Annotated in this window: 21 protein-coding genes; 10 read left to right on the top strand and 11 right to left on the bottom strand. The window is 37.9% G+C overall.

The window, feature by feature from the left end; genetic code table 11:
* Nucleotides 1-4: 4 nt before the first annotated feature.
* Complete coding sequence (locus MHI34_RS12645) at nt 5-988, top strand: cation diffusion facilitator family transporter (protein WP_036119886.1); 984 nt, start codon at nt 5-7, stop codon at nt 986-988.
* 54 nt (nt 989-1,042) lie between these two features.
* On the opposite strand, the gene MHI34_RS12640 is transcribed toward MHI34_RS12645, so the two are convergent.
* From MHI34_RS12640 to pruA, 5 genes are all read right to left on the bottom strand, one after another.
* Nucleotides 1,043-1,780, bottom strand: a complete 738-nt coding sequence (locus tag MHI34_RS12640) for a hypothetical protein (protein WP_342503510.1) — start codon at nt 1,778-1,780, stop codon at nt 1,043-1,045.
* 364 nt (nt 1,781-2,144) lie between these two features.
* Complete coding sequence (locus MHI34_RS12635) at nt 2,145-3,308, bottom strand: iron-containing alcohol dehydrogenase (RefSeq protein ID WP_342503509.1); 1,164 nt, start codon at nt 3,306-3,308, stop codon at nt 2,145-2,147.
* A 270-nt stretch (nt 3,309-3,578) separates the two neighbouring features.
* On the bottom strand, nt 3,579-4,823 hold the full coding sequence (locus tag MHI34_RS12630; protein WP_036119879.1) for a Glu/Leu/Phe/Val dehydrogenase: 1,245 nt from the start codon (nt 4,821-4,823) through the stop codon (nt 3,579-3,581).
* Nucleotides 4,824-4,906: 83 nt separating this feature from the next.
* A complete protein-coding gene (locus MHI34_RS12625; RefSeq protein WP_036119876.1) occupies nt 4,907-6,100 on the bottom strand; it encodes an ornithine--oxo-acid transaminase in 1,194 nt (397 codons plus the stop codon).
* 251 nt (nt 6,101-6,351) lie between these two features.
* Nucleotides 6,352-7,896: an L-glutamate gamma-semialdehyde dehydrogenase gene (gene pruA, locus MHI34_RS12620; RefSeq protein WP_036119871.1), complete on the bottom strand. Its 1,545-nt coding sequence runs from the start codon at nt 7,894-7,896 to the stop codon at nt 6,352-6,354.
* 145 nt (nt 7,897-8,041) lie between these two features.
* Between pruA and MHI34_RS12615 the strand changes: the two genes are divergently transcribed.
* Nucleotides 8,042-9,349, top strand: coding sequence for a sigma 54-interacting transcriptional regulator (locus tag MHI34_RS12615; RefSeq protein WP_058844857.1), 1,308 nt, complete (start codon nt 8,042-8,044; stop codon nt 9,347-9,349).
* A 43-nt stretch (nt 9,350-9,392) separates the two neighbouring features.
* Here the strand turns inward: MHI34_RS12615 and yugI are convergent, their stop codons facing one another.
* Nucleotides 9,393-9,770, bottom strand: coding sequence for a S1 domain-containing post-transcriptional regulator GSP13 (gene yugI / locus MHI34_RS12610; protein WP_036119858.1), 378 nt, complete (start codon nt 9,768-9,770; stop codon nt 9,393-9,395).
* An 84-nt stretch (nt 9,771-9,854) separates the two neighbouring features.
* A complete protein-coding gene (locus MHI34_RS12605; protein ID WP_230593773.1) occupies nt 9,855-10,394 on the bottom strand; it encodes a sigma-70 family RNA polymerase sigma factor in 540 nt (179 codons plus the stop codon).
* A gap of 222 nt (nt 10,395-10,616) precedes the next feature.
* Here MHI34_RS12605 and MHI34_RS12600 point away from each other — a divergent pair, with 222 nt between their 5' ends.
* Nucleotides 10,617-11,957, top strand: coding sequence for a sodium-dependent transporter (locus MHI34_RS12600; protein ID WP_036119854.1), 1,341 nt, complete (start codon nt 10,617-10,619; stop codon nt 11,955-11,957).
* An 81-nt stretch (nt 11,958-12,038) separates the two neighbouring features.
* Here MHI34_RS12600 and MHI34_RS12595 read toward each other — a convergent pair whose 3' ends face one another.
* On the bottom strand, nt 12,039-12,299 hold the full coding sequence (locus tag MHI34_RS12595) for a DUF1871 family protein (RefSeq protein ID WP_080717041.1): 261 nt from the start codon (nt 12,297-12,299) through the stop codon (nt 12,039-12,041).
* A 72-nt stretch (nt 12,300-12,371) separates the two neighbouring features.
* On the opposite strand from MHI34_RS12595, the gene MHI34_RS12590 reads away from it, so the two are divergent.
* Nucleotides 12,372-13,541, top strand: coding sequence for a MalY/PatB family protein (locus MHI34_RS12590; RefSeq protein ID WP_036119849.1), 1,170 nt, complete (start codon nt 12,372-12,374; stop codon nt 13,539-13,541).
* Nucleotides 13,542-13,653: 112 nt separating this feature from the next.
* Nucleotides 13,654-15,072, top strand: a complete 1,419-nt coding sequence (locus MHI34_RS12585) for a hypothetical protein (protein ID WP_330493966.1) — start codon at nt 13,654-13,656, stop codon at nt 15,070-15,072.
* Between the two features lie 60 nt (nt 15,073-15,132).
* On the opposite strand, the gene MHI34_RS12580 is transcribed toward MHI34_RS12585, so the two are convergent.
* Together MHI34_RS12580 and MHI34_RS12575 are read right to left on the bottom strand one after the other, a co-directional pair.
* Nucleotides 15,133-15,345 (bottom strand): hypothetical protein, encoded by a 213-nt coding sequence (locus MHI34_RS12580; protein ID WP_036118109.1) that lies wholly within the window; start codon nt 15,343-15,345, stop codon nt 15,133-15,135.
* Nucleotides 15,346-15,367: 22 nt separating this feature from the next.
* Nucleotides 15,368-15,955, bottom strand: coding sequence for a peptidylprolyl isomerase (locus MHI34_RS12575; RefSeq protein WP_036118107.1), 588 nt, complete (start codon nt 15,953-15,955; stop codon nt 15,368-15,370).
* Between the two features lie 238 nt (nt 15,956-16,193).
* On the opposite strand from MHI34_RS12575, the gene MHI34_RS12570 reads away from it, so the two are divergent.
* Nucleotides 16,194-18,044, top strand: coding sequence for a transglycosylase domain-containing protein (locus MHI34_RS12570; RefSeq protein WP_036118104.1), 1,851 nt, complete (start codon nt 16,194-16,196; stop codon nt 18,042-18,044).
* Between the two features lie 482 nt (nt 18,045-18,526).
* Here MHI34_RS12570 and MHI34_RS12565 read toward each other — a convergent pair whose 3' ends face one another.
* On the bottom strand, nt 18,527-19,090 hold the full coding sequence (locus MHI34_RS12565) for a DUF5366 family protein (RefSeq protein ID WP_089934034.1): 564 nt from the start codon (nt 19,088-19,090) through the stop codon (nt 18,527-18,529).
* A gap of 154 nt (nt 19,091-19,244) precedes the next feature.
* Here MHI34_RS12565 and MHI34_RS12560 point away from each other — a divergent pair, with 154 nt between their 5' ends.
* Genes MHI34_RS12560 through MHI34_RS12545 form a run of 4 tightly spaced genes read left to right on the top strand, consistent with a single transcriptional unit; the run spans nt 19,245 to nt 23,886 of the window.
* Complete coding sequence (locus tag MHI34_RS12560) at nt 19,245-21,656, top strand: Na+/H+ antiporter subunit A (RefSeq protein WP_342503508.1); 2,412 nt, start codon at nt 19,245-19,247, stop codon at nt 21,654-21,656.
* Entirely contained in the window at nt 21,643-22,065 is a 423-nt protein-coding gene (locus MHI34_RS12555) for a Na(+)/H(+) antiporter subunit B (protein WP_036119837.1), read from the top strand. Before MHI34_RS12560 ends, MHI34_RS12555 begins: the two co-directional genes overlap by 14 nt.
* Nucleotides 22,065-22,406 carry a Na(+)/H(+) antiporter subunit C gene (locus tag MHI34_RS12550; RefSeq protein ID WP_004228379.1) on the top strand — a complete coding sequence of 114 codons (342 nt, stop codon included), beginning with the start codon at nt 22,065-22,067 and terminating at the stop codon, nt 22,404-22,406. The genes MHI34_RS12555 and MHI34_RS12550 overlap by 1 nt, the downstream gene beginning before the upstream one ends.
* A complete protein-coding gene (locus tag MHI34_RS12545; protein WP_342503507.1) occupies nt 22,399-23,886 on the top strand; it encodes a Na+/H+ antiporter subunit D in 1,488 nt (495 codons plus the stop codon). The genes MHI34_RS12550 and MHI34_RS12545 overlap by 8 nt, the downstream gene beginning before the upstream one ends.
* Nucleotides 23,887-23,888 lie beyond the last annotated feature (2 nt).

The following is a 23,888-nucleotide window of genomic DNA, read 5'->3' as shown; positions in this document are numbered from 1 at the left end:
TTTTATGGCAGAACTATTAAAATTACTAAAGGATGGCAACAAACCCTCCCTATTGGCAGCATGTGTCAACACCTTTTTAGGAATCATCAAAGGAGTCGCCTTTTTCTTAACTGGTAATGTTGCCATGTTTGCAGAAATGATGCACTCTCTCGGTGATGCAGCAAACCAATTATTTGTGTATATAGGCTCAGCACTTTCAAAAAAGGCACCTACAAAACAATTTCCCGGTGGTTTCGGTCGAATTGTCAATTTAGTCTGCTTATTTGCTGTCATTATTGTAGCTATCCTTTCTTATGAAACGATAAAAGAAGGTTGGCATCATTTTATTCATCCTACAGGAGAGTCTAGTGGAATACTAATTGCACTCGGGGTATTATTCATAGGGATTGTTTTAGAGGGTACAGTGCTTGCCAAAGCAGCTGCTGAAGTGCTGCATGAAGCGGGTCAAGAAAAAGCAGGTCTCTCCACAATTCCAAAAGCGTTTTCTTATTTAAATCGTGCAAAGCCTGCAACCAAATTAGTCTTTATGGAAGATTTAGTTGCTACTAGCGGAAACTTTTTAGCCTTTGCTGCCATTTTAATTGCCTACTTTACTGGTTGGGGCCGAATAGAAGGTCTTGTTTCGATGATTATTGGCGCGATGATGTTTTATGTTGTCGGTAAAGTATTTCTAGATAACGCTCGTGGCGTCATTGGGGAGACTGACGAGGAAATGTTAAATCACATCGCCCATATTGTAATGGATGATCCCAATATTAAAGATATCTTCCGCCTTGAAGTAATTAAAGAAGGAGAATTTTTGCATGTCGAATTAGTAGCTGAAGCGGATCCTCATTTATCGCTGGCTTTTTTAGATGACGTACGTGACCATTTAACAGAGGTCATCTTAAGCCAAAAAGGGGTATCGAAAGTAGCGATTTTATTTGATGAAGATGATGGAAAAACAAATTGGGTACATGTTAACGAAAAACCAAAAGACACCATATAATCATTTAAAGAAAACAAATAGCCAATTGCCATATTTCAGGCAGTTGGCTATTTGTTATACTGGTATTAAACAATCTCGTTTTACATAATTTTCAACTTCATTTTGATAATCAGGTATATCCTCGTACCCAACAAAGACATGGTTGGTAATCATAAAAGTAAGCAGTCTGTCACAGGCTATCGCCTTTCTCTTCCCCCTTTGTAGAATGATGATTTTCGAAAATTGTAATGAAGCTTGACGGTTAGCTAAAGCATATTCATTAGCATTTTGAATTTCTCTGCCATCCATATGATAACCTAATACAAAATGTCCAGCAAAAGAATCCTTTAAAACATTTGGATGCATGGATTGATAGTGCACCTCTGCAATCGAATCTTCTCTGTTCATGAATTGATGGGCCACCAGATAATGTTTTAAAGCACCTTTTAAATCAATTGCGATAAATGTATCCGCTAAAATTGTTCGATAATACACAGTGACAATTTCAGCTTCTCCTAAATAAGGCTTTACTTCTACAACAATTTCTCCAGAAGGACGAACAAATAATTGTACAATTGCTTTATTTACACCATCCGAAAAATGAATAATCGTTTGTCCAAAACGTAAGCTTTTGAAAAATATACTTTGATCATCAATGTATCCTGTGATAATTTTATTATTTTCAATTTGTAGAGATTTCGCTTCAATTCCCAATACTTCTACACAATTTTGCATTTTATAAACATGCTGTTGAAATGGTATCTCCACACAATTTAATGTAACAATGCGCTTCTCTAACAATCGTTTCAACATTTGATCCCTCTCCCCTTTGTTTTAAATTGTCATTATTTTAATAAAGATGGCTGAACAATTTCTGAACATCTTTACATCATTCGAGCAATTACGACAAAAATACTTTTCTTCTTATTCAAAAGTAATATTGTTTTCAACAATTAACCAACAATTCAATTTTCACATGACTTTTCTCACCTAAAAACAATGAAAATTATATTTCTACCATCTTATTCATCTATCTATTTCACTATATCGCAGGACTTAAGAAACTTCTACGACAAAATTCAACATAAATCGTTAATTTTTCTTAACATTTCGATTCATGAAACCTAAAAAAAACAATGCGTGCAAGACCATAAATCATAGCCTCACACTCATTGTTTTAAAGAGAATTTTGTAAAATGGTTCTTACATCTTCCTCTTGCAGTTTATTAAAGTTTCCAAAAGGACCGTTCTGCATAGCATGCTCTACAATCTGTTGGAATTTCGAATCATCAATATCATAATCAGCCAAGCGATTAGGCGCCCCTAATGACGTCCAAAATGCTGATAGACGATCGATTCCTTCGTAAGCAACTTCTTCTACTGTCTTGCCTGTTGCGTCGACCCCAAATACACGTGTTGCTATACCCGCAAAACGCTCAGGATTCACAGGCACATTTAAACGCATCCAATGTGGCTGGAGGATAGCTAATCCCCCTGCATGTGGAATATCGTATACAGCGGATACAGCATGCTCAATATTATGAGATGCCCAATCACCACGAGAGCCGATTGATAAGAATCCATTTAAACCAATTGTCCCCGCCAATAAAATCGTTTCACGTAATGTCGTACTCTCTAAATCCTCAAGTAATTTGGGCGCTGTCGTAATAACCGTTCGTAATACTCCTTCACACATTTCATCTGTAATCGGAGTATTCGTTGTGTTATGGAAATATTGTTCGAAAACATGTGACATCATATCAACGATTCCATAAACGGTGTGGTTTTTAGGTACCGTCACCGTATAGACTGGATTCAGTATTGAAAATTTCGGGAATGTCGCTGGACTACCCCAGCTTAGTTTCTCTTCGGTAGCTGCATTGGTAATAACAGATCCTGAGTTCATTTCAGAACCAGTAGCTGCAAGCGTTAATACCGTTCCTAACGGTATGGCTTGCTCTACAATTACCTTACGTTTTACGATATCCCAAGCATCACCATTATATTTTGCACCGGCAGCAATTAATTTGGAACAATCAATAACAGAGCCGCCACCAATAGCTAGCACTAAATCAATGCCTTCAGTTTTACAAATTTCAATACCACGTCTCGCTGTTTCCACACGTGGATTTGGTTCAACACCACTTAATTCAACTATTGTTTTATTTGCCTGTTGTAATTTCTCTATAACAGCATTGTAAACACCATTCGCTTTGATGCTTCCGCCACCATAGACAACTAGTACCTTCTCGCCATATTGCGCTAATTCGTTCGGTAATTTTTCCAGTGCATCTTCACCAAAATGGAGCTTCACTGGGTTAAAAAATGTAAATGAATCCATTTAATTCGCCCCTTTCTAGTTGGATTTTCTCATATTTATATTGGAGAAAGCAAAGATTAAACGCCGACTTTGCAATCATAATACTAGTGATTGTTCAGATTTTGTTGAGTCACCCTCTATATAAATGGAATATTGCGTATACTTATTACGTCATTACTACTTAGATTAGTACAACAGCGCCTTGAGCACCTTATTCAAACAAATAAACAAGAAAAAACGAGTCACCCCATTATTATAGGAATGACTCGTTTCATTTCATTTATCTTCTACTTAAACCCATCCACGGAAGCGTGAAGCTTCAGCAGTACGGCGAACACCTACCATGTAAGCCGCTAAGCGCATGTTGATGTTACGTGTTGTTGCTGTTGTATAAACATTGTCAAATGCTTCAACCATTTTTTTGTATAGACGCTCTTCAACTTCTTCTTCTGTCCAATAATAACCTTGGTTATTTTGTACCCATTCAAAGTAAGAAACTGTCACACCACCAGCAGAGGCTAATACGTCTGGTACAAGTAAAATGCCACGCTCTGTTAAGATTTTAGTTGCTTCAGATGTTGTTGGACCGTTTGCTGCTTCTACTACGATAGTGGCTTTAATATTGTGTGCATTGTCAGCAGTAATTTGGTTTTCAATAGCAGCTGGCACTAAAATATCACAATCAAGCTCTAATAATTCTTTGTTTGAAATCGTGTTTTCAAATAAAGTTGTTACTGTTCCGAAGCTATCACGACGATCTAATAAATAGTCGATATCTAAACCTTCAGGATCATGCAGTGCACCATAAGCATCTGAAATACCGATTACTTTTGCACCTAAATCATGCATGAATTTCGCAAGGAAGCTACCTGCATTACCAAATCCTTGAATCACAACGCGAGCACCTTTAATGTCAATGCCACGTTTTTTTGCTGCTTCTTCGATTACGATTGTAACACCTTGTGCAGTCGCACGATCACGACCTTGAGAACCACCAAGTACTAGTGGCTTACCAGTGATGAAGCCTGGAGAGTTGAATTCATCCATGCGGCTATATTCATCCATCATCCATGCCATAATTTGTGCATTTGTAAATACGTCTGGCGCAGGAATATCTTTTGTTGGTCCTACGATTTGACTTACTGCACGTACATAACCACGGCTTAAACGCTCGATTTCGCCCATAGACATTTGACGAGGATCACAAATGACACCGCCTTTACCACCACCGTATGGTAGATCGACAATACCACATTTCAATGTCATCCACATTGAAAGCGCTTTAACTTCCTCCTCAGACACTTGTGGGTGGAAACGAACCCCACCTTTAGTTGGTCCTACAGCATCATTATGTTGTGCACGGTAACCAGTAAATACTTTTGTTGTACCATCATCCATTTTCACTGGAATGCGTACTTGTAGCATGCGAAGCGGTTCTTTTAGTAATTCATACATTGCTTCATCATAGCCAAGTTTATTTAGAGCATCTTGAATGACATCTTGTGTTGATGTGAAAAGATTTAAGTTTTCAGACATATTAAATCGCCTCTTTGTTTTTTTTAATGATAGTATATCGGCATCATTGTAACATACTTCCGAATTAAAATGTGAACATTTTGTTAAAGTTTAAATACTTTTTCAATTTGTTCAATTGACCAATCTAAATCCTCTTGAGAAATAACAAGTGGTGGTGCAAAACGAATAACTGTATCATGTGTTTCTTTACATAATAGACCTAATTCTTTTAGTTTTTCACAGTATGGACGCGCTGCCTCTGTTAATTCCATACCGATAAATAAGCCACGACCACGTACTTCTTTAATAACCGGGTTGTTAATTTCTCTTAATTTACCTTTGAAATATTCACCAAGGTCATGTGAACGTTCTGCTAATTTTTCATCTAATAACACTTTAATTGATGCAATTGAAACTGCACAAGCTAAAGGATTTCCACCGAAAGTTGAACCATGAGAACCCGGGTTGAATACGCCTAGGATATTACGGTTTGCAGCCACACAAGAAATAGGGAATACACCGCCACCTAGTGCTTTACCTAAGATGTACATATCTGGTTCTACTTCTTCCCAATCACAAGCAAACATTTTACCAGTACGTGCTAGACCTGCTTGAATTTCGTCAGCAATGAATAATACGTTGTTTTCACGGCAAAGTTCACGAGCAGCTTTTAAGAAGCCTTCTGTTGGAATGACAATACCAGCTTCGCCTTGAATTGGTTCGATTAAGAATGCTGCAGTGTTTGGTGTAATAGCTGCTTTTAATGCTTCAAGATTACCATAGTCTACTAATTTAACGTTTGGTAACATTGGACCGAAGCCACGACGGTATTCTTCGTCAGAAGATAAAGATACAGCAAGCATTGTACGACCGTGGAAGTTACCATTACATGCAATAACTTCAGCCTTGCCATCTTCTACGCCTTTTACATCATATGCCCAACGACGAGCTGCTTTAAAGGCAGTCTCTACTGCTTCAGCACCAGTATTCATTGGTAAGACCATTTCTTTATTTGTTAATTTTCCTACTAGCTCATACCATTCACCAAGATTTTCGCTGTAAAATGCACGTGAAGTTAACGTTACTTTATCAGCTTGTTCTTTTAAAGCAGCAATAATTTTTGGGTGACGGTGTCCTTGGTTTACAGCTGAATAAGCTGATAGCATATCTAAATATTTGTTGCCCTCTGGATCTTTAACCCAAGCACCCTCAGCCTCTGAAATTACGATTGGCAGTGGATGATAGTTTGCTGCACCATAATTTTGTGTTTGTTCAATAACTTGTTGAGTTTTTGTCATATCCTATTCTCTCCTTACTAAATCATGATGAAAAATCTATGGAAGATAGGGACTATGTATCTCTATGAGTAGAATAATTAAGAATTCAGCAACAATTCAACCATAAATTTGCTCACTTCTCCAAAATAAACTACCTCGTCATGAGTGTCTACGGTTTGAGCCAGGGATAGTATTACCTGGAGAAGTTTTGCAAATCCTGTCATAATGCTTTAATTTCTACTTATTAGAGTAGCCCTAACGTCAATATAAAATTAAAGCATTTCTGAAGTTGTTTTTGCTTGCATATGCAGCTGTAGGTAGTCTGGGCCACCTGCTTTTGAGTCTGTACCTGACATGTTGAAGCCACCAAATGGTTGGTAGCCAACGATGGCACCTGTACAGCCACGGTTGAAGTAAAGGTTTCCTACATGGAATTCTTCACGTGCTTTTTCTAAGTTCACACGGTTTTTCGTGATGACTGCACCTGTTAAACCGTATTCTGTATCGTTCGCAATTTCAATTGCGTGATCGAAATCTTTTGCTTTTGCGATCGCTACCACTGGCCCGAAGATTTCTTCTTTCATAATACGTGCAGAAGGTTCTACGTCTGCGAACACAGTTGGCTGTACGAAGTAACCGACTGAATCATCTGCTGTACCACCAGCCACTAGACGACCTTCGCCTTTACCGATTTCGATGTATTCCGTAATTTTGTTGAATGCCGCTTGGTCAATAACTGTTGCCATGAAGTTGCTGAAATCTGTTGGATCTCCAACTGTTAAAGCATTTGTTAATTCTTCTACACGATTAACAACTTGCTCATACACATCTTCAACGATGACTGCACGAGAACATGCTGAACATTTTTGACCTGAGAAGCCAAATGCTGATTTGACGATTGATTGTGCAGCTAATTCTAAGTCTGCTTCTTTATCCACTACGATTGTATCTTTACCGCCCATTTCAGCGATGACACGTTTAATCCAAATTTGACCATCATTTAATACAGAAGCACGTTGGTTGATACGTAAACCAACATCACGTGAACCTGTGAAGCTGATGAAGCGTGTTTTTGGATGATCGACTAAGTAGTCGCCTACTTCAGCACCAGAACCTGGTACGAAGTTCACGGCACCTGCTGGAAGACCTGCTTCTTCTAATACTTCGATAAATTTATACGCCACTACTGGTGTTGTAGAAGCTGGTTTTAATAAGACTGTGTTCCCTGTTACTAAAGCCGCCACTGTTGTACCAGCCATGATAGCAAATGGGAAGTTCCAAGGAGAAATAACGATACCGATTCCTAATGGAATATAGTCATAACGGTTGTATTCGCCTGGACGGCTTTCTACTGGTTGACCGCCTTTAATGCGTAGCATTTGGCGACCATAGTATTCCAAGAAGTCGATTGCTTCCGCTGTATCTGCATCTGCCTCTGCCCAAGGTTTCCCTGCTTCTTTTGTTAATAATGCAGAGAATTCATGTTTACGACGACGAATAATAGCTGCTGCTTTGAACAAAACGTCAGCACGAATCGCAGGGTCAACTTTTTTCCATGTTTTGAATGTTTCATCCGCTGCTTGCATCGCTTTTTCAGCTAACTCTTTGCTTGCTTTTGACACACGGCCAATCACTTCTGTTTTCTTTGCAGGATTGTACGAAACGATTTTGTCTTCTGTTGTAATGCGCTCGCCACCAATAATTAGTGGGTAGTCTTGACCTAAGTAACCTTCAACTTTATTTAAAGCCTCCACATAAGCATTGTAGTTTGCCTCTTGTGAAAAATCTGTGAATGGTTCGTGTTTGTATGGAATCATACTTAATCCTCCCTTGTGAGATGTATTTGGGTATGCAAAAAACATTGACGCAAAATATCTTTGCGTATAAAATATTCTTACACTTATTATAATGCAAAATTTTGTTGCATATTTCAAGTAAAAAATTTTTGAGGTGCACATTTTTATGAAAAATTCTGAACCTTTACTACCTTTTTATGAGTTTATTGCAACAAATGTATCCGTTGGTATCCATGCAGTAGACCTATCTGGTAAAACAATTATTTACAATACAAAAATGAAAGAAATTGAAGGATTTCATTTTGATGAACTTGCGGACCGTTCCATTATTGAAATGTTTTCGTTCCGTCAACACGAAAGTACATTAATGCGTGTTTTACAAACAGGAAAAAAGGAAATCAATGTTAAACAATCCTATTGGAATAAAAATGGTCATGAAATTACAACAATCAATGATACTTTTCCACTTTTTGTGGAAGGTAAACTCATCGGGGCAATAGAATTTGCTCGAGATATTACCTCACTTGAAAAGCTTGTTTATCAACCCCTTCGTCGTTATGATGAACCATTAACATTTGATATGATTAAAGCTGATTCAGAATCAATGAAGCAGGTTATCGAGAATGCTAAAAAAGCAGCAGCCGTAAAATTACCTGTATTATTAATTGGTGAATCTGGCACAGGGAAAGATTTAGTGGCTGAAGGAATCCACCATGCAGCCTCTCCAGATCCTGAAGCTTTTGTGACGCTTGTCAGCCGCCGTTCTGCTCAATCCGTGCTGGATAAATTACAGCAACTGTTAGAAGAAGATACGGACTATACCTTTTTCTTTGAACGCATAGATTTTTTGAGCTTAGACATTCAGGAACAACTTTTAGCTATACTACAATCCCTTCCACAGTCCAAATATATGCTGATTGGAAGTGTGGGCAGTGACCCCATTACATTGATCGCTGAAAAAAAGCTGTCTAAGTCACTTTATTATTTCTTTGCAACAATGGCTATTACCATTCCTAATTTAACGGATCGAAAAGAAGATATTCTTCCATTTGTCGATGATTATTTTACTCGACATCGAGAACGCTTTGCCTCCCAAGTCACTGAACTTGCACCAGATGTACAGGAATTATTTTTACAATATGATTGGCCAGGAAATCTTAAGGAACTTGAGCTGCTGTTGGATGAAATCGTTTCATTTATGACAACAGAGTCAACGGTTACTTCAGATTTATTGCCACTCCATTTCCGCTTCAAGGTACAACAGCAAGACACAAACAATCGTGAGCCAGAATTTTTTATGTTTCATCAAAATCATGAAGTCATGCCACTGGATGCTTATTTGCGTGAAGCCGAATCATATTATGTGCAAAATGTCTTAAATTTATATGAGGGCAATATTACAAAAGCAGCGAATGCACTTGGCATGAGTCGCCAAAACCTGCAATATCGAATCCGAAAAATAAAAAAACAATAGCAAAAAAACGAGGATCCCTTCCGTCGAAAGTATCCTCGTTTTTTTAGTGTCCTGATTGTTCGATCCAGTCTTGCAACTTATCTTTTAAGGAATTAAAACCATTTGCATCCGATTCATCTACACGGTCCTGCAATGTTTTACGCGGCGGTGCATCTTTTTTTCGTACTGATGTGGGGCGTTCCTGTAGCGCTCTCATCGATAAACTAATTTTTTCGGCCTCTTCATCGATTTCAAGAATTTTTACTTCTACTTCCTGCCCAACAGCTAAAAACTCACTAACGTCTTTAACAAAGCCGTATGTTATTTCCGAAATATGCACAAGGCCTTGCGTATTGTCATCTAGTGCTACGAATGCACCGTATGGTTGAATACCTGTAACTTTTCCGGTCAACACGTCTCCTAATTCATATTTTTTTACCATAACCTTTGCCCACTTTCTTTTTGTTTGCTACGTATATATCGCTTAAATTATAACATACGTGTAAAAACGGGGCAAAAAATCTCCTTACTCGGAAATGGCCGTAATGATGCAACGTTCTCCGCCTTTTTCTGTAGACATTGTACTTAGCTGGAAGGTTAAATGCTGACCAATCTTCTGCATTGATTCTGGTTTAACGCCCACTTTAATTGTTGTTTGGGATGGATTTATTGCATAGCGATACTTTACATCAAGAGTTTGAATGGCACTATGTAACAGCCTGTCCTCTTCAAATAGAAGAACATTATCTTCTGCAGATGAATAGTTATTTTGTTGTTGAGCGTGTAGCTTGTCCTCTTTTTCCTGCTGTCGTTGTTCCTTGCGATAGTAATCACGAGTAGCATTTAAGGTGATTTTATAGAGCCACGTTGTAAGACGATTCTGCTTAAATTGATGTAAAAAGCGATACAACTTGACAAATACCTCCTGTGAAACATCAGCTAAATCATTCCTATGTACACCACATTGAAAGGCAAATTTTTCAACAGTTCGTTGATGGATACGAATAAGCTCGGTATAGGCCTCCTTATCTCCTTGTTGGGCCCTTGCTATTAAGTCCGACTCCATCAAAGCGATTCCCCCTTTTGTTAGTGAAACGAAATATTATACCCAATTGTTACAAAAATAATATACCTTTTACTCAAAAAGAAGACCCCTCCTAATATGTTATTATTTCATTTCTAAACAGCTGCTGATATAGGAATATCCATCGTCAATTTTCTGATATCTGCTTGTGTTATGAGAATATTGAGGTAAAATAAAACTTTAGTATAAGGAGGATTTATTTTCGTGTCATCGAGAGATCAGTTTACAACTAAAATTGGTTTTATTTTAGCTGCTGCTGGAAGTGCTATAGGGTTAGGAGCCATTTGGAAATTCCCCTATATGGCAGGTACTAATGGCGGTAGTGTCTTTATTTTATTATTCATTTTATGTACATTTTTTATCGGCTTACCAGTGCTTATTGCTGAGTTTATGATTGGTCGTCGAGGGCAAAAAGACGCTGTCACTTCCTTTAAGGAACAAGCGCCAGGAAAGCCGTGGTATTTGATTGGCTGGGGTGGCATGGTGATTGCGGGCCTTATCTTATCGTTTTATAGTGTTGTTGGTGGATGGATTTTAAGCTATTTGGGTCGTGCCATTACATTTAAGCTAACAAATGCTAGTTCTGAGATGAATTACGCAGATTTATTTACCAATATTATTTCAAGCCCCTCCGAAGCCATTCTAGTACAGGGACTATTCATGCTATTAACAGTAGTGATTGTATCGGCAGGTATTAAGGGTGGAATCGAAAAAGCCAGCACATGGATGATGCCCTTGCTCTTTATTTTCTTCATTGTCTTAGTTATACGCTCTTTAACTTTAGATGGCGCAATGGAAGGCGTTAAATTTATGTTTGTGCCTGATTGGTCTTACTTTAACGCTGAAACATTTTTAATGGCTTTAGGACAAGCCTTCTTCTCTTTAAGTGTAGGTATTGCCGTTATGATTACATATGCTTCCTATTTGTCTAAAACAGAGAAGATTGGTAATTCAGCAATCAATGTAGCTTCCATGAATATTATTATTTCTTTACTTGCGGGTCTTGTTATTTTCCCCGCAGTATTCGCTCTAGGCTATACGCCTGACCAAGGGCCTGGCCTTGTTTTCATTATTTTGCCAGCTGTTTTCGAGCAGTTGCCACTTGGTGGTCTATTCTTAACCATTTTTTTCATCCTGTTGCTATTTGCTACCGTCACTTCCTCCATTTCTATGTTAGAAATTGTTGTAGCCATTGCGATTGGAGACCATCCAGAAAAACGTAGAAAGATTGCTTGGATTGGTGGAATCATCATTTTTATTTTCGGTATCCCAAGTGCGCTGTCGTTTGGTATATTATCAGATGTAAAAATATTAGATCGCTCTATTTTTGACTTTGTTGATTTTCTGACGAACAGCATCGGCATGCCGATAGGAGCTTTCCTTATTTCTATATTTGCAGGTTATTATTATACGAAGGATATTTCACGTAAGGAATTAGCCGCATCTAGCTTAATGTTTAATATCTGGTATATTTTAGTTCGTTTCGTTTCTCCAATTGCCATTTTCATTATTTTCATTCAGGGGATTTTACCTTTATTTAAATAAGAACTAGCCTCAAACGTGCACATTAAAAAAGAGGTTGTCGAATGACAGCCCCCTTTTTTTATAAGAAATATGCAAAATATTTTAAATAATACATTTTGCTTCAAATTTAATAGCAATTAGTTTGTAAGAAATGGCTACACAATCTTCAAATGGTATCCATTGTTCAAACGAATGCTCATATGTTTCTTGAATAATTTTTGCAAGTGTCGATGGATCATCTATCCCTTGCAATGCTGCTACTACATCTGCCGTTTCTGTATCATAATGGTCTGGACCTAAGTGGAATGGATCCCACTCCTCTAGCAGATGTACAGCTGCTTGATTCATTTTTATATTTTCCAAAATACTCACCTGTTATCCTTTGATCATACCCGTATGATACCATATTAAATAAAAAAGAAAAGAGTGATTTGCTTGTCTATTTTTGATCAAACTTTCAAACGTCGATGTACAAACTCTGTAAAATGGGACGCAATGGAAAAGGTATATGGCCTAGATGATGCGTCAGATATCTTGCCAATGTGGGTAGCCGATATGGATTTTGCAGCACCAATAGCCGTTTCAAAGGCATTACAGAAACACGCTGAACAAACTATTTTTGGCTATAGTTTTATGGGTGAAGAAGCGATTCAGTCAATCGTAGACTGGCAAAATACTCGCCATGCCTGGCATATTGATAAAGAATCTATCCTATTTTGTAATGGTGTTGTAGCGGCATTAGCCAATAGCATTGTAGCCCTAACAAACCCTGGTGACAAAGTACTCATTTCGCCACCAGTCTACCCACCATTCTATAACATCCCCAAAAGTAATGGGCGTGAAGTTGTAAGCTGCCCATTAGTTGAAAAAGATGGTGTGATTGGCTATGATTTCGAAGCCTTTGAACAGGCATTAGCGCAAGATGTGAAAGCCTACATATTATGTAACCCTCACAATCCAGGAGGCTATGTATGGGATGAAGCTACTTTAAAGGAGATTGTACGACTTTGTGCTAAATACGATGTCATCATTATTTCTGATGAAATACATGCTGATTTAATGTTAAACGGGGATAAGCATATTCCTCTAGCAAAGGTTGCAGGTGATGAGATCAATCGTATTATTACTTGCATGGCTCCTACCAAAACATTTAATTTAGCAGGAATTCAAGTTTCTTATATGATCGTAACAGATAGGAAAAAACGTCTACAGCTAGAGGCAATAAATATGGCAAGTGGACAAGGCTCGTTAAATACATTTGCCTCTGTTGCACTTCATGCCGCTTATACAGAAGGAGCTCCTTGGTTAGACGAGTTACTTCCATATATTTCTACAAATATGGAATATGTAAAAGCCGAGTTAGAGCAGCTTCCAGGCATTCGTGTCACAATACCACAATCCACTTATTTAATCTGGATTGATTACCGCGAGCTAGAGCTTGAAGAAAAGGACATCATGAATCGCTTATTAAAAATCGGAAAGCTTGCATTAGAGCCAGGGACAAAATATGGGGAAGAAGGTCATGGCTTCCTACGTATGAATGTCGCTTGTTCATTTGAAACCGTTCAAGATGGTGTAAAACGCTTTAAAAAAGTGTTTGAATAGAAAATAACAGTAAAAAGGATATCTCAACTTTTGGAGATATCCTTTTATATGTTTAAAATAATGATTTTGTGGAAAAGTTTCTTATCAATCGGATGTAAAAAGAGGTGTTTTCATGGACTTAGCGCCATTAATGATTAAACGTGCATATATGACATTCTTATTTCCCTTTGCCTATTCCACGAAAAACCGTCAAAAAATTGGAGAGGTACTACTAAAGGAAGGTTTTACTTTTTTCACCCTAAATAATACAGCTCTTGAAAATGCCTTTTATGGTGATACGACAATCATCCATGAGGAGCTTGCCCAGTTTTTCTATCCCTTTTTAGAGGATAAATTATTCCCATACGATATGAATAGCCCTGACTTTATTCGGTTTTCAAAAGCATTCTATACCCAAGGCTCCTTACATCATCTAGACAGTCGTATTCATTATGAAATCACGAGTATTGATGTAACACTATGTCCTTTTGGAAACGGTATTATAACCGTGAGAACAAATATAACAGATACCCCACATGATATAAGTGACATTTTAAATTTTATTCACTATTTTAGAGTACTGGAGGCTAAGCTTCGAGAAGAAAAAGGGGCGAGTCATCATTTTTCCTTTGGCCATTGTTCTTCAACCAGTGAACTATTATTTAACTATTTTATCCCCTATTTACAGCCTTTTTTACAGCATCAACAAGACAATAGCTACGAAGGATTACCGTTTTTCGAGGATGAGCGGATGTATGCTTCTGCCTATTTAATTGCTGAGAAAGAAGCAGACATATTACCTGAGCATTTATTTCGATTAGGACAAGTAGATGGTAGAACACCTGCAGGCAAGCCCTTTATTTCCAGCACAAACGCTCAATATATTGCGCAATATGTGCAAGACCATGCACATACACGTTGGGCACCCAATAGCTATATTATTACTTCGGCACAGGCACAAATGACCCTTACGAATTTGCCCTTTGAAAAGTGTACACATAGCATTCAAGAGTTTATGGGAACACACTATTATAATCTTTTCATTCATTATTTTTACAAAATGATGCTCTTAAAGTTGTCCTATGAATATAGTGAAATCAAATGGGGCAAGGATAAGCTCGTTGTGAATGAATTAATTGAATTAATTACAAAATTTTCGGCACGCTATTATTTTGAAGAAGTGATTGTTCGAACGGAAGGAAGAGAAATTTCCCAAATGCTACGAAAGCTGTTCCGTATTAATGAGCATTATGTAGAAACCAAAGCGACATTGGACAGTTTGTATCGCACACAAGAGGATCAATCAGATAATAGAAGTAATAATTTACTGTTTATTTTAACTGTATTTACTGTGGTATCTGGTATTTACGGTATGAACTTAGTTATTGAGGGGTGGAAGGATAGCAGTGATTTCGAGAGTATTTGGAGTTATACACTATTCGAATGGCTAGCGTTTATTACCGCATTAAGTGGGATTGGTTTATCGCTTGTACTCGTTTGTTTCACTGGCTTCAAGACGGTGCAAAATATGATTCGTCGTTATAAAAAATGATCTATAAAAAAGAATCTGCTTACCCTTAACATCTAATGTGGGAAGCAGATTCTTTTTTAGCTAAATGTTTTGTTGATTATTTGTATTTTTCTTATCTGCTAGAATACGTGCTTCGATTTCTTTTGATTTCATTTCCTGTTTCTTAGAAATTTTTCTAAAAAGCATAAACACGATAATACATAGAATAAGCATGATTAAAAACTCAAAAGCCGCTGGAATATAACCTGATTTGTCTTCAGGGAAATATAAAAATTGGTACATAAAGTTTTGCATACTCTACACGTCCTTATAAGTATTATTCAAAAACCGTAATTGACTCAATTTTCACATCTTCTAATGGTTTATCGCGGAAATCTTTTTCAACATCCGCAATTTTGTCCACAATGTCCATACCTTCCACAACATGACCGAATACTGTGTGTTTATGGTCTAACCAAGGTGTACCACCATTTTGTGCATAAGCTTCAATGATCTCCTCTGGGAAACCAGCTCCTTGTAATTGGCGAAGCATATCACTTGGCAGATGCTTCATTTGTACGATGAAGAATTGAGAGCCATTTGTGTTTGGACCTGCATTTGCCATTGATAACGCACCGCGCAGGTTAAACAAGTTATCTGAGAATTCATCTTCAAAAGAATTACCCCAAATCGATTCTCCACCCATACCAGTACCAGTTGGGTCTCCACCTTGAACCATGAAGTCTTGAATAACACGGTGGAAAATAATGCCATTATAGTAACCTGATTTAGCATGGCCTAAAAAGTTCTCAACCGTTTTGGGTGCATGCTCAGGGAACAACTTAATTTTGATAGCACCTAGTGTTGTGTTCATTTCTACAAGCACTTCGCCTGCTTGTACGTCTGTTGTTAATTGTGGAAACATGGAAGTCTCTCCTTTAATGATAAATTTCAGTTTCAATGAAAAAAATGACTAATGCATCCTTTCCGACCTCATTTTAGTCTAACATACTTCTTATTGGTTTTCTTCATCAAAGTATTGACGATTTTTGCAATTTTAACTTTCATAATCAAAACCAAGGAAATAGGTCTGAGCGAGTATTTGGAATCAATCCAAAATATGTTATTCTGATGAAGGATTTATCGAAAGAGTGGAGGCACACATGAAAAAGGCTTTTGGTTTTTTTATTATATTACTATCCCTACCTGCTTTATGGTGGATTAGTACAAACATTAGGACAGAAATCAATACCGCTCAAGCACATGAGGAACAAATATCGAGTGCTATTCATTTACCTGAGGTACAAACCCAACTTCCTGTCACTCTAATTGATCGAAATGGGCAAACATTTAGCGAGGAATATGTCGAATGGCGACAGCCGTTAACCTTACAAGAAATTCCACAAATTGCCCAGGAAATATTCATTACAAGTGAAGATGCTGATTTTTATGAGCATATCGGTTTTGATTTAAGTGCAATCATTCGTGCAGTTGTAGCCAATTCGAATAGCAACACAGCCTCTCAAGGTGGTAGTACGATTACACAGCAGCTCGTTCGAATGCGTTATTTATCTGATGAAAAAACATATGAGCGGAAATTAACAGAGCTTTTTTATGCGCATGAATTAGAAAAAGAATTTGATAAAGAAACTATTTTAACAATGTATCTTAATGAATCCTATTTTAGCAACCAAGTTTATGGTATCGGTGGAGCAGCGACCTATTATTTTCAAAAGCCACTTCAAGAATTAAGCATTGCTGAAATTGCTTTTATTGCGGCGATCCCAAATAACCCCTCTCTTTATAATCCTTTGAAAAATTTCGATCAAACTAAAGCGAGACAGGAGCGTTTGTTAGATACGCTAGCAGTTAATGGCGCTATTACAAAGGAAAATGCAGCTACCTACAAAGCTGAGCCGATTACATTAAATGTGAAAGATAAAATTCAAAGTTATCCAATGTATAGCACTTACGTTCTTCAAGAGCTAAAGTGGTTAGTTGCTGAAAAAGAGGGTTATGCGGATCGACTGAGCAATACAGAGAATGAGGAAGAAAAGAAAAAAATTAAAGCACAATTAGATAATCGACTAGATACACTATTTCAAAATGGACTCATCATTCAAACTGCACTTGATCCAAATAAACAGCAACATGATGAGGTTAAAATGTCAGCTATTCTCGGTACAGGTTCGTTGCAAGCAGCTGGTGCAGTCATTGAAAACCAATCAAGAGAAATTGTCAGCTTGTATGCAGGAAAAAACTATGAAAAATTTGATTATCATCGTGCATTCCAAGGAACACGTCAGCCTGGATCAGCCTTTAAACCTTTAGCAGTCTATGCCCCTTTCTTTGAAACGTCAGCACATACACCTGATTCTATTGTCAATGGAGGTAGATACTGTGTTGGCTCGTTCTGTCCGCAAAACTATGGGGGCTATACGTATGGTGATGTGTCCCTCCGTACAGCTTTTCGACACAGCTACAACACATCTGCACTGCGTCTCTTTGAAACTATTGGCGTTGAAACGGCCTTTCAATACCTTAATCGCTTTCACTTCCGTTCGATTGTAGCGAAAGATCATAATTATGCCGCTTCATTGGGTGGGCTAACTTACGGTGTGACAGCCTTAGAGCTAGCAGATGCCTATACAAGCTTTATCGATGGCTCCTATGTTTTAGCTCATGGTATTCGTAAAGTGACAGCTTTAGATGGAACTGAGCTTTATAGTTGGGATACACAGCGTAATCAAATCTGGTCTCCGAAAACGGTGAAATATATGCGTGAGCTTCTTGCTGATGTTGTGGCAAATGGGACAGGACAAGGGGTTTACAGTAACAGCGACTATATAGGAGCAAAAACAGGCACAACTAATGACTATCGGGACTACTGGCTTGCCGGACTTAATGATGGTTATACTGCGGCTGTATGGCTAGGCTATGATAAGCCTCAATCCATGCAAAAATTAGAGGCATACAAAATTCATCATCAATTATTTAATGTTTTATTAGAGTAGTGAAACAGCCAAGAGGTAGCAGTCTTACATAACTGCTACCTCTTCATAGTGTTGAAAAACAAAACCATCCATAGAATTTTTGTGATATAAAATATAGGTATTCACTACTCATTTTATGGAGAGGTATTGTCACTATTCACTTCTCTACAATGAAAATAAGAGCCTATCCTTTCTGTAATTATACAAATAATCTACGGCTAGTATAAAAAATAAGGAAAAGGTACTTTTGCCACAGGGTTGATTGGAGTGGAGCTAGCGTCACTCCTAGGGGATTTAGCGTCTCAGCTGAGACCCTGGAGCGAACGCAGTGAGTGAAGCGGCTCATCGGACGCCCCCCTGGAAAGGACGCTGGCGGAACGGAAATCAACCCCTAACTTTACCAAAGGTTCTTTTTCTGCTATTGCCATCATCTTTTTTCAACAACAGCAAAGAGGTAGCAGTCTTACATGACTGCTACCTCTTTTCACTAGTATGTAATGTAACTAATTGGCAAACGGCAAACTTGCCAAAATGCCATTATATAGCTTCAGCACAACATAAATAATGAGTGTTAAAAGAATGGTCCACATAAAAAGCTCAAAGATTAATAGACCAATTGTGCCGCCCATCGACATAAAATGACTCATTTTATAAATCAGATAAATAAAATAGGTAAACACTGTTATGATAAAGATACCAATCAAAACATAAATAAATTGGATGGCAAATGCGGAACACATGGCGCCGATAAACAAGATAATATAGCCACCTCGAGCCTGACTAACAGTAGCTCCATCATTATCTTTTGAGAAAAACAGCATTCCTAGCTCATGAATCGTTTCCCCTACTAGTTTGAGTGCAGAGAATAACATAAAAAAAACAATGGCAAAAACAATGAGCAAAAATACGCGTAACTCAAAATCAGATAAAAATTCTCGCATACCTGAATAAACACCGATTGCTTGAAAAATCTGTAAGGATTCGCCAACAGCATACATGCCAAATGTCAAACTAAACAATAAAATTGTAATTAATGGTAGATAACCATAGATATAAGGATTCCTCATAAAAAATTTTTTCCTCTATTTTTATTGATAACTTCCTATTTATAATATAACGAAAATTCTTCCACTACCGCAAGCTAAATCCCATTCGTCCATATGCATTCGCAATTAAAGTACGTTATAATTGGTATACTTACCTGCATAAAGGAGGGTTTTTTTGTTACAAGTACTTTATATTTTCATTCCAATGCTTGCTGCAATATTAGTGCCTTTTTTATATAAACGCATGAAAAATATTCACACAGGCTGGTTTGTTCTTGCTGTACCTGCTACACTCGCAGTTATCTATGCAACATATATTGCACAAGTAGCTGAAGGAGAAGTATTTATTGCAGAGCTACCTTGGATTCCATCACTTGATATTTCCATCGTTTCGTATTTGGATGGACTTAGCTTATTATTCTCACTACTCATTACCGGAATTGGTTCATTGGTTGTACTTTACTCTATCTTTTACTTAGATAAGCATAAAGAAAAATTACATAATTTTTATGTTTACTTATTGCTATTTATGTCAGCCATGCTGGGAGTAGTACAGTCAGATCATTTAATAACACTTTATTTCTTTTGGGAACTAACATCTATTTCGTCATTTTTACTCATTGGCTATTGGTATAACCGTGATGCCTCACGCTTCGGTGCACTGAAGTCCATGATGATAACAGTCGGTGGCGGCTTAATGATGCTAGGTGGTTTCGTTCTTCTTTATTTAATGGGAGGAACCTATTCCATCCGTGAACTGATTGTGATGGCACCTAATTTAGTAGACCAACCTTTATTCACTTGGTCGCTCGTTTTATTACTTTTAGGCGCATTTACAAAGTCCGCACAATTCCCATTCTATATTTGGCTACCAGATGCAATGGAAGCACCGACACCAGTAAGTGCCTATCTTCACTCCGCAACAATGGTCAAAGCAGGTATCTATTTAGTGGCACGCTTTACACCTATTTTTGCTGCCTCAGAGCTTTGGGTATGGCTTGTAACAGGAGTAGGTCTCTTAACATTATTCTGGGGTTCCTTCTTTGCAGTGAAGCAAACAGACTTAAAAGGCATTCTTGCATTTTCTACAGTCAGTCAACTGGGACTGATTATGTCACTGCTTGGGGCGAGCGCCGTTGCCTTTCATGCTAACGACACAGTCGATACGATTAAATTTGCGGCATATGCAGCTATTTTCCACCTTATCAACCATGCAACATTTAAAGGCAGTCTATTCATGATTGCAGGGATTGTGGATCATGAAACAGGAACTCGTGATATTCGAAAACTTGGTGGATTAATGAGTATCATGCCGATTAGCTTTACTGTGGCAACAATTGGCAGCTTATCAATGGCTGGTCTTCCACCGTTTAATGGCTTCTTAAGTAAAGAAATGTTTTTAACAGCTATGCTTGCCCTTCAAAAGTTTGAATTTTTCGGCTTTGAAACATGGGGAGCACTCTTCCCTATTATTGCTTGGATCGCTAGTATTTTCACATTTATCTATAGCTTTTATTTTGTTTTCCGAACATTTAATGGCAATTACAAGCCAGAACAATTACCTCATAAACCACATGAGGCACCAATAGGGATGCTTATTTCGCCGATACTTTTAGCAGCATTAGTCGTAATTATTTTCTTCATCCCGAATTTGATAGGCAATACCTTTGTCAAGCCTGCTGTTCAAGCCATTCAGCCATTTTTATATGATACGCCACAAGCTGTTGATATACATGTATCAGCTTGGCATGGCATTAACCCTGAGCTACTGATGACAATCGGAATAATTATCATTGGGGTATTATTATTTGTTGCCTTACCAAAATGGCAAGGAATATACCAACGATTCCCACAAGCATTCACATTAAACAATGCCTATGACAAAATCATGCAGGGGTTGGGTGTTGGCTTAAATCGTTTATCACGACGCTATATGACTGGCTCGATGCGTCACTATTTACTCTATATGTTTAGTGGAATCGCTATTATCGTCATTGGCTCTCTTTTCGTGAAGGATGCTTTTAGTCTTTCATTCCAAGGGGCCTCACCAATTAGACCATATGAAATTATATTGATTGTGGTTTTATTAATTGGTACAACCATTACTATCTTGGCCAAGTCACGTTTAACAGCCATTATTGGACTGGGTGCTGTTGGCTACACTGTTGCATTATTCTTTGTTATTTTTAACGCGCCGGATTTAGCGTTAACACAGCTCGTTATTGAAACGATTTCAGTAGCACTATTTTTATTAGCATTTTATCACCTCCCGAAGCTTGGTAAGCGCGAGGAAAGAATGAGATTCCAATTAAATCGTGCCATTGTTTCAATTGCAGTTGGTGTTATGGTAACACTTGTGGCACTATCTGCGCATTCACAAAAACTGATTCCTTCTATTGCTAAGTACTACGAGGAAACCGTGTACTCATTAGCTGGTGGAGGAAATATTGTAAACGTAATTTTAGTAGATTATCGTGGTTTCGATACATTATTTGAAATTACAGTACTAGGCATTGCGGGCATGGCGATTTTAGCCATGATTAAGTTGCGTATGAATAGAAAGGAGAAAACACATGAAAACAAATGATGTGATAATACAATTTACAGCTAAAATTGTATTTTTCATTATTTTCTTCTTCTCCATTCATATATTTTTAGCTGGTCACTACACGCCTGGGGGCGGCTTTGTTGGAGGACTGTTAACATCAAGTGCACTTGTTCTCTTAGTGTTAGCTTTTGATATCAATACAGTGCGCCATATCTTACCTATCAATTATACGTATGTAACAGCTATTGGCTTACTATTAGCCCTTGCTACTGCGGCATTCCCAATGTTTGTGGGCAAACCGTTTTTTACGCATTACTTTGATTATTTCGATTTACCGCTTCTGGGCAAACAGTCATTACACACGGCCATGCTTTTTGATAGCGGTGTCTATTTGGTTGTTGTCGGCGTTACGATGACCATTATTCAAACGATTGGGGAGGATGAATAATGGAAATAATTATGGCCTTTGTCATCGGCTTTCTCTTTATGGCAGCTGTCTATTTAATTTTATCGAAAAGCTTATTACGCATTATTATTGGAACAGGCCTTTTAAGTCATGGTGCCCACCTGCTCATCTTAACAATGGGGGGCCTTGGTGGCGAAGCACCACCCGTTTTAAACGAAGGAGCCAAAACTTTTGCGGACCCTTTACCCCAGGCACTTATTTTAACAGCTATTGTTATTAGCTTTGGGGTTACAGCATTCTTCCTTGTACTTGCTTATCGTTCCTATCAGGAGCTTAACACAGATGATATTAGCTTAATGAGAGGAAGTGATGAGGATGAATAACTTCCTATTATTGCCCATTATCATCCCGTTTTTCTTCGGTATGATTTTAATGTTTGGGCAAAAAAATCTAACCTATCAACGGTCATTTTCATTACTTGGTATTGGGCTCGCCTTCATCTCTGCTATTTCACTTCTTTTAAAAGTGAAACAGGATGGTATTCAAAAGGTAACATTCGGAAATTGGCCTGTTCCTTACGGTATTACAATGGTATCTGATATGGTATCTGTATTACTCGTTACAACGACATTGCTTATTGCATTTTTTGTTGTTTGGTATGGTTTCGGTTCCATTACGAAGGAACGTGAACGCTTCTTTTATTACCCTGGTATTATGTTTATTTTAACGGGGGTCAATGGGGCCTTTACGACTGGCGATATTTTCAACTTGTTTGTTTTCTTTGAGGTATTGTTAATGGCTTCCTACTTACTCATCGTTCTAGGTGGTGAGAAGGGACAACTGAAAGGGTCTATTAAATATATTTTAATTAATGTTATTTCTTCGGCCTTATTCGTTATTACCGTTGCCTTTTTATATTCCGTAGTCGGTACATTAAACATGGCGGATATTGCTGTCAAAATTGCTGAAATTAATCAGCCGGGAATTATTACGGTTATTGCCGTCCTATTTTTAATGGTATTTGGACTAAAAGCAGCCATTTTCCCATTATACTTTTGGCTTCCTACTTCTTATGCGGCAGCGCCAATCCCTGTCCTAACTCTATTTGGTGCTTTGCTTACAAAGGTGGGTGTCTATGCCATTACACGTACCTATACGCTATTTTTTGTACATGATTTATCCTATACGCACGATTTATTAATGGTACTAGCCATTGCTACTATCGTAGCTGGATGTATTGGGGCACTCGCTTATTTTGATGTCAAACTCATTATTATCTACAATATTGTTATTGCAGTAGGTGTCATTTTATTTGGTGTTTCTCAAATGAATGAGGTTTCCTTAAAGGGTGCTATGTTTTATATAATTCACGATATGCTTATAAAGGCAGCACTCTTTATGTTAATCGGCATTGTCATCTACATTACTGGTACATCTGATTTGCGTAAGATGGGTGGTCTCATGAAGAAATATCCTGCCCTAGGCTGGTGTTATTTGATTGCAGCTTTTGGTTTAGCCGGCATTCCACCACTTAGTGGATTTGTTGGAAAGTTGCTTATTGTACAGGGAGGCTTTGAGGCTGGTAGTATGTGGAGTAGTATTTTTATCTTAGCATCTTCACTGCTTGTCCTATTATCCGTGATTCGTATTTTCCTTTATGCTTTTTGGGGTGAGGAGAAAGAAACACACGGGTCTGTCGATAAATCTGTCTATAAGATGCTGTTTATGCCTACTGCCCTTTTAGTACTCATTACTGTAGCATATGGTGTTGGTTCAGAATGGATTACGCCATTCATGGACGATGCAGCAAAATTATTAACGGATCCATCTATCTATATAGATGCTGTCATGAAGGGGGATTAACA

Origin of the sequence: Lysinibacillus sp. FSL L8-0126 (assembly GCF_038630385.1) — a bacterium.
GTDB classification, from domain to species: Bacteria; Bacillota; Bacilli; order Bacillales_A; family Planococcaceae; genus Lysinibacillus; species Lysinibacillus fusiformis_D.
Note: the sequence above shows the minus strand (reverse complement) of the source record. Positions and strands in the feature narration are given on the sequence as shown.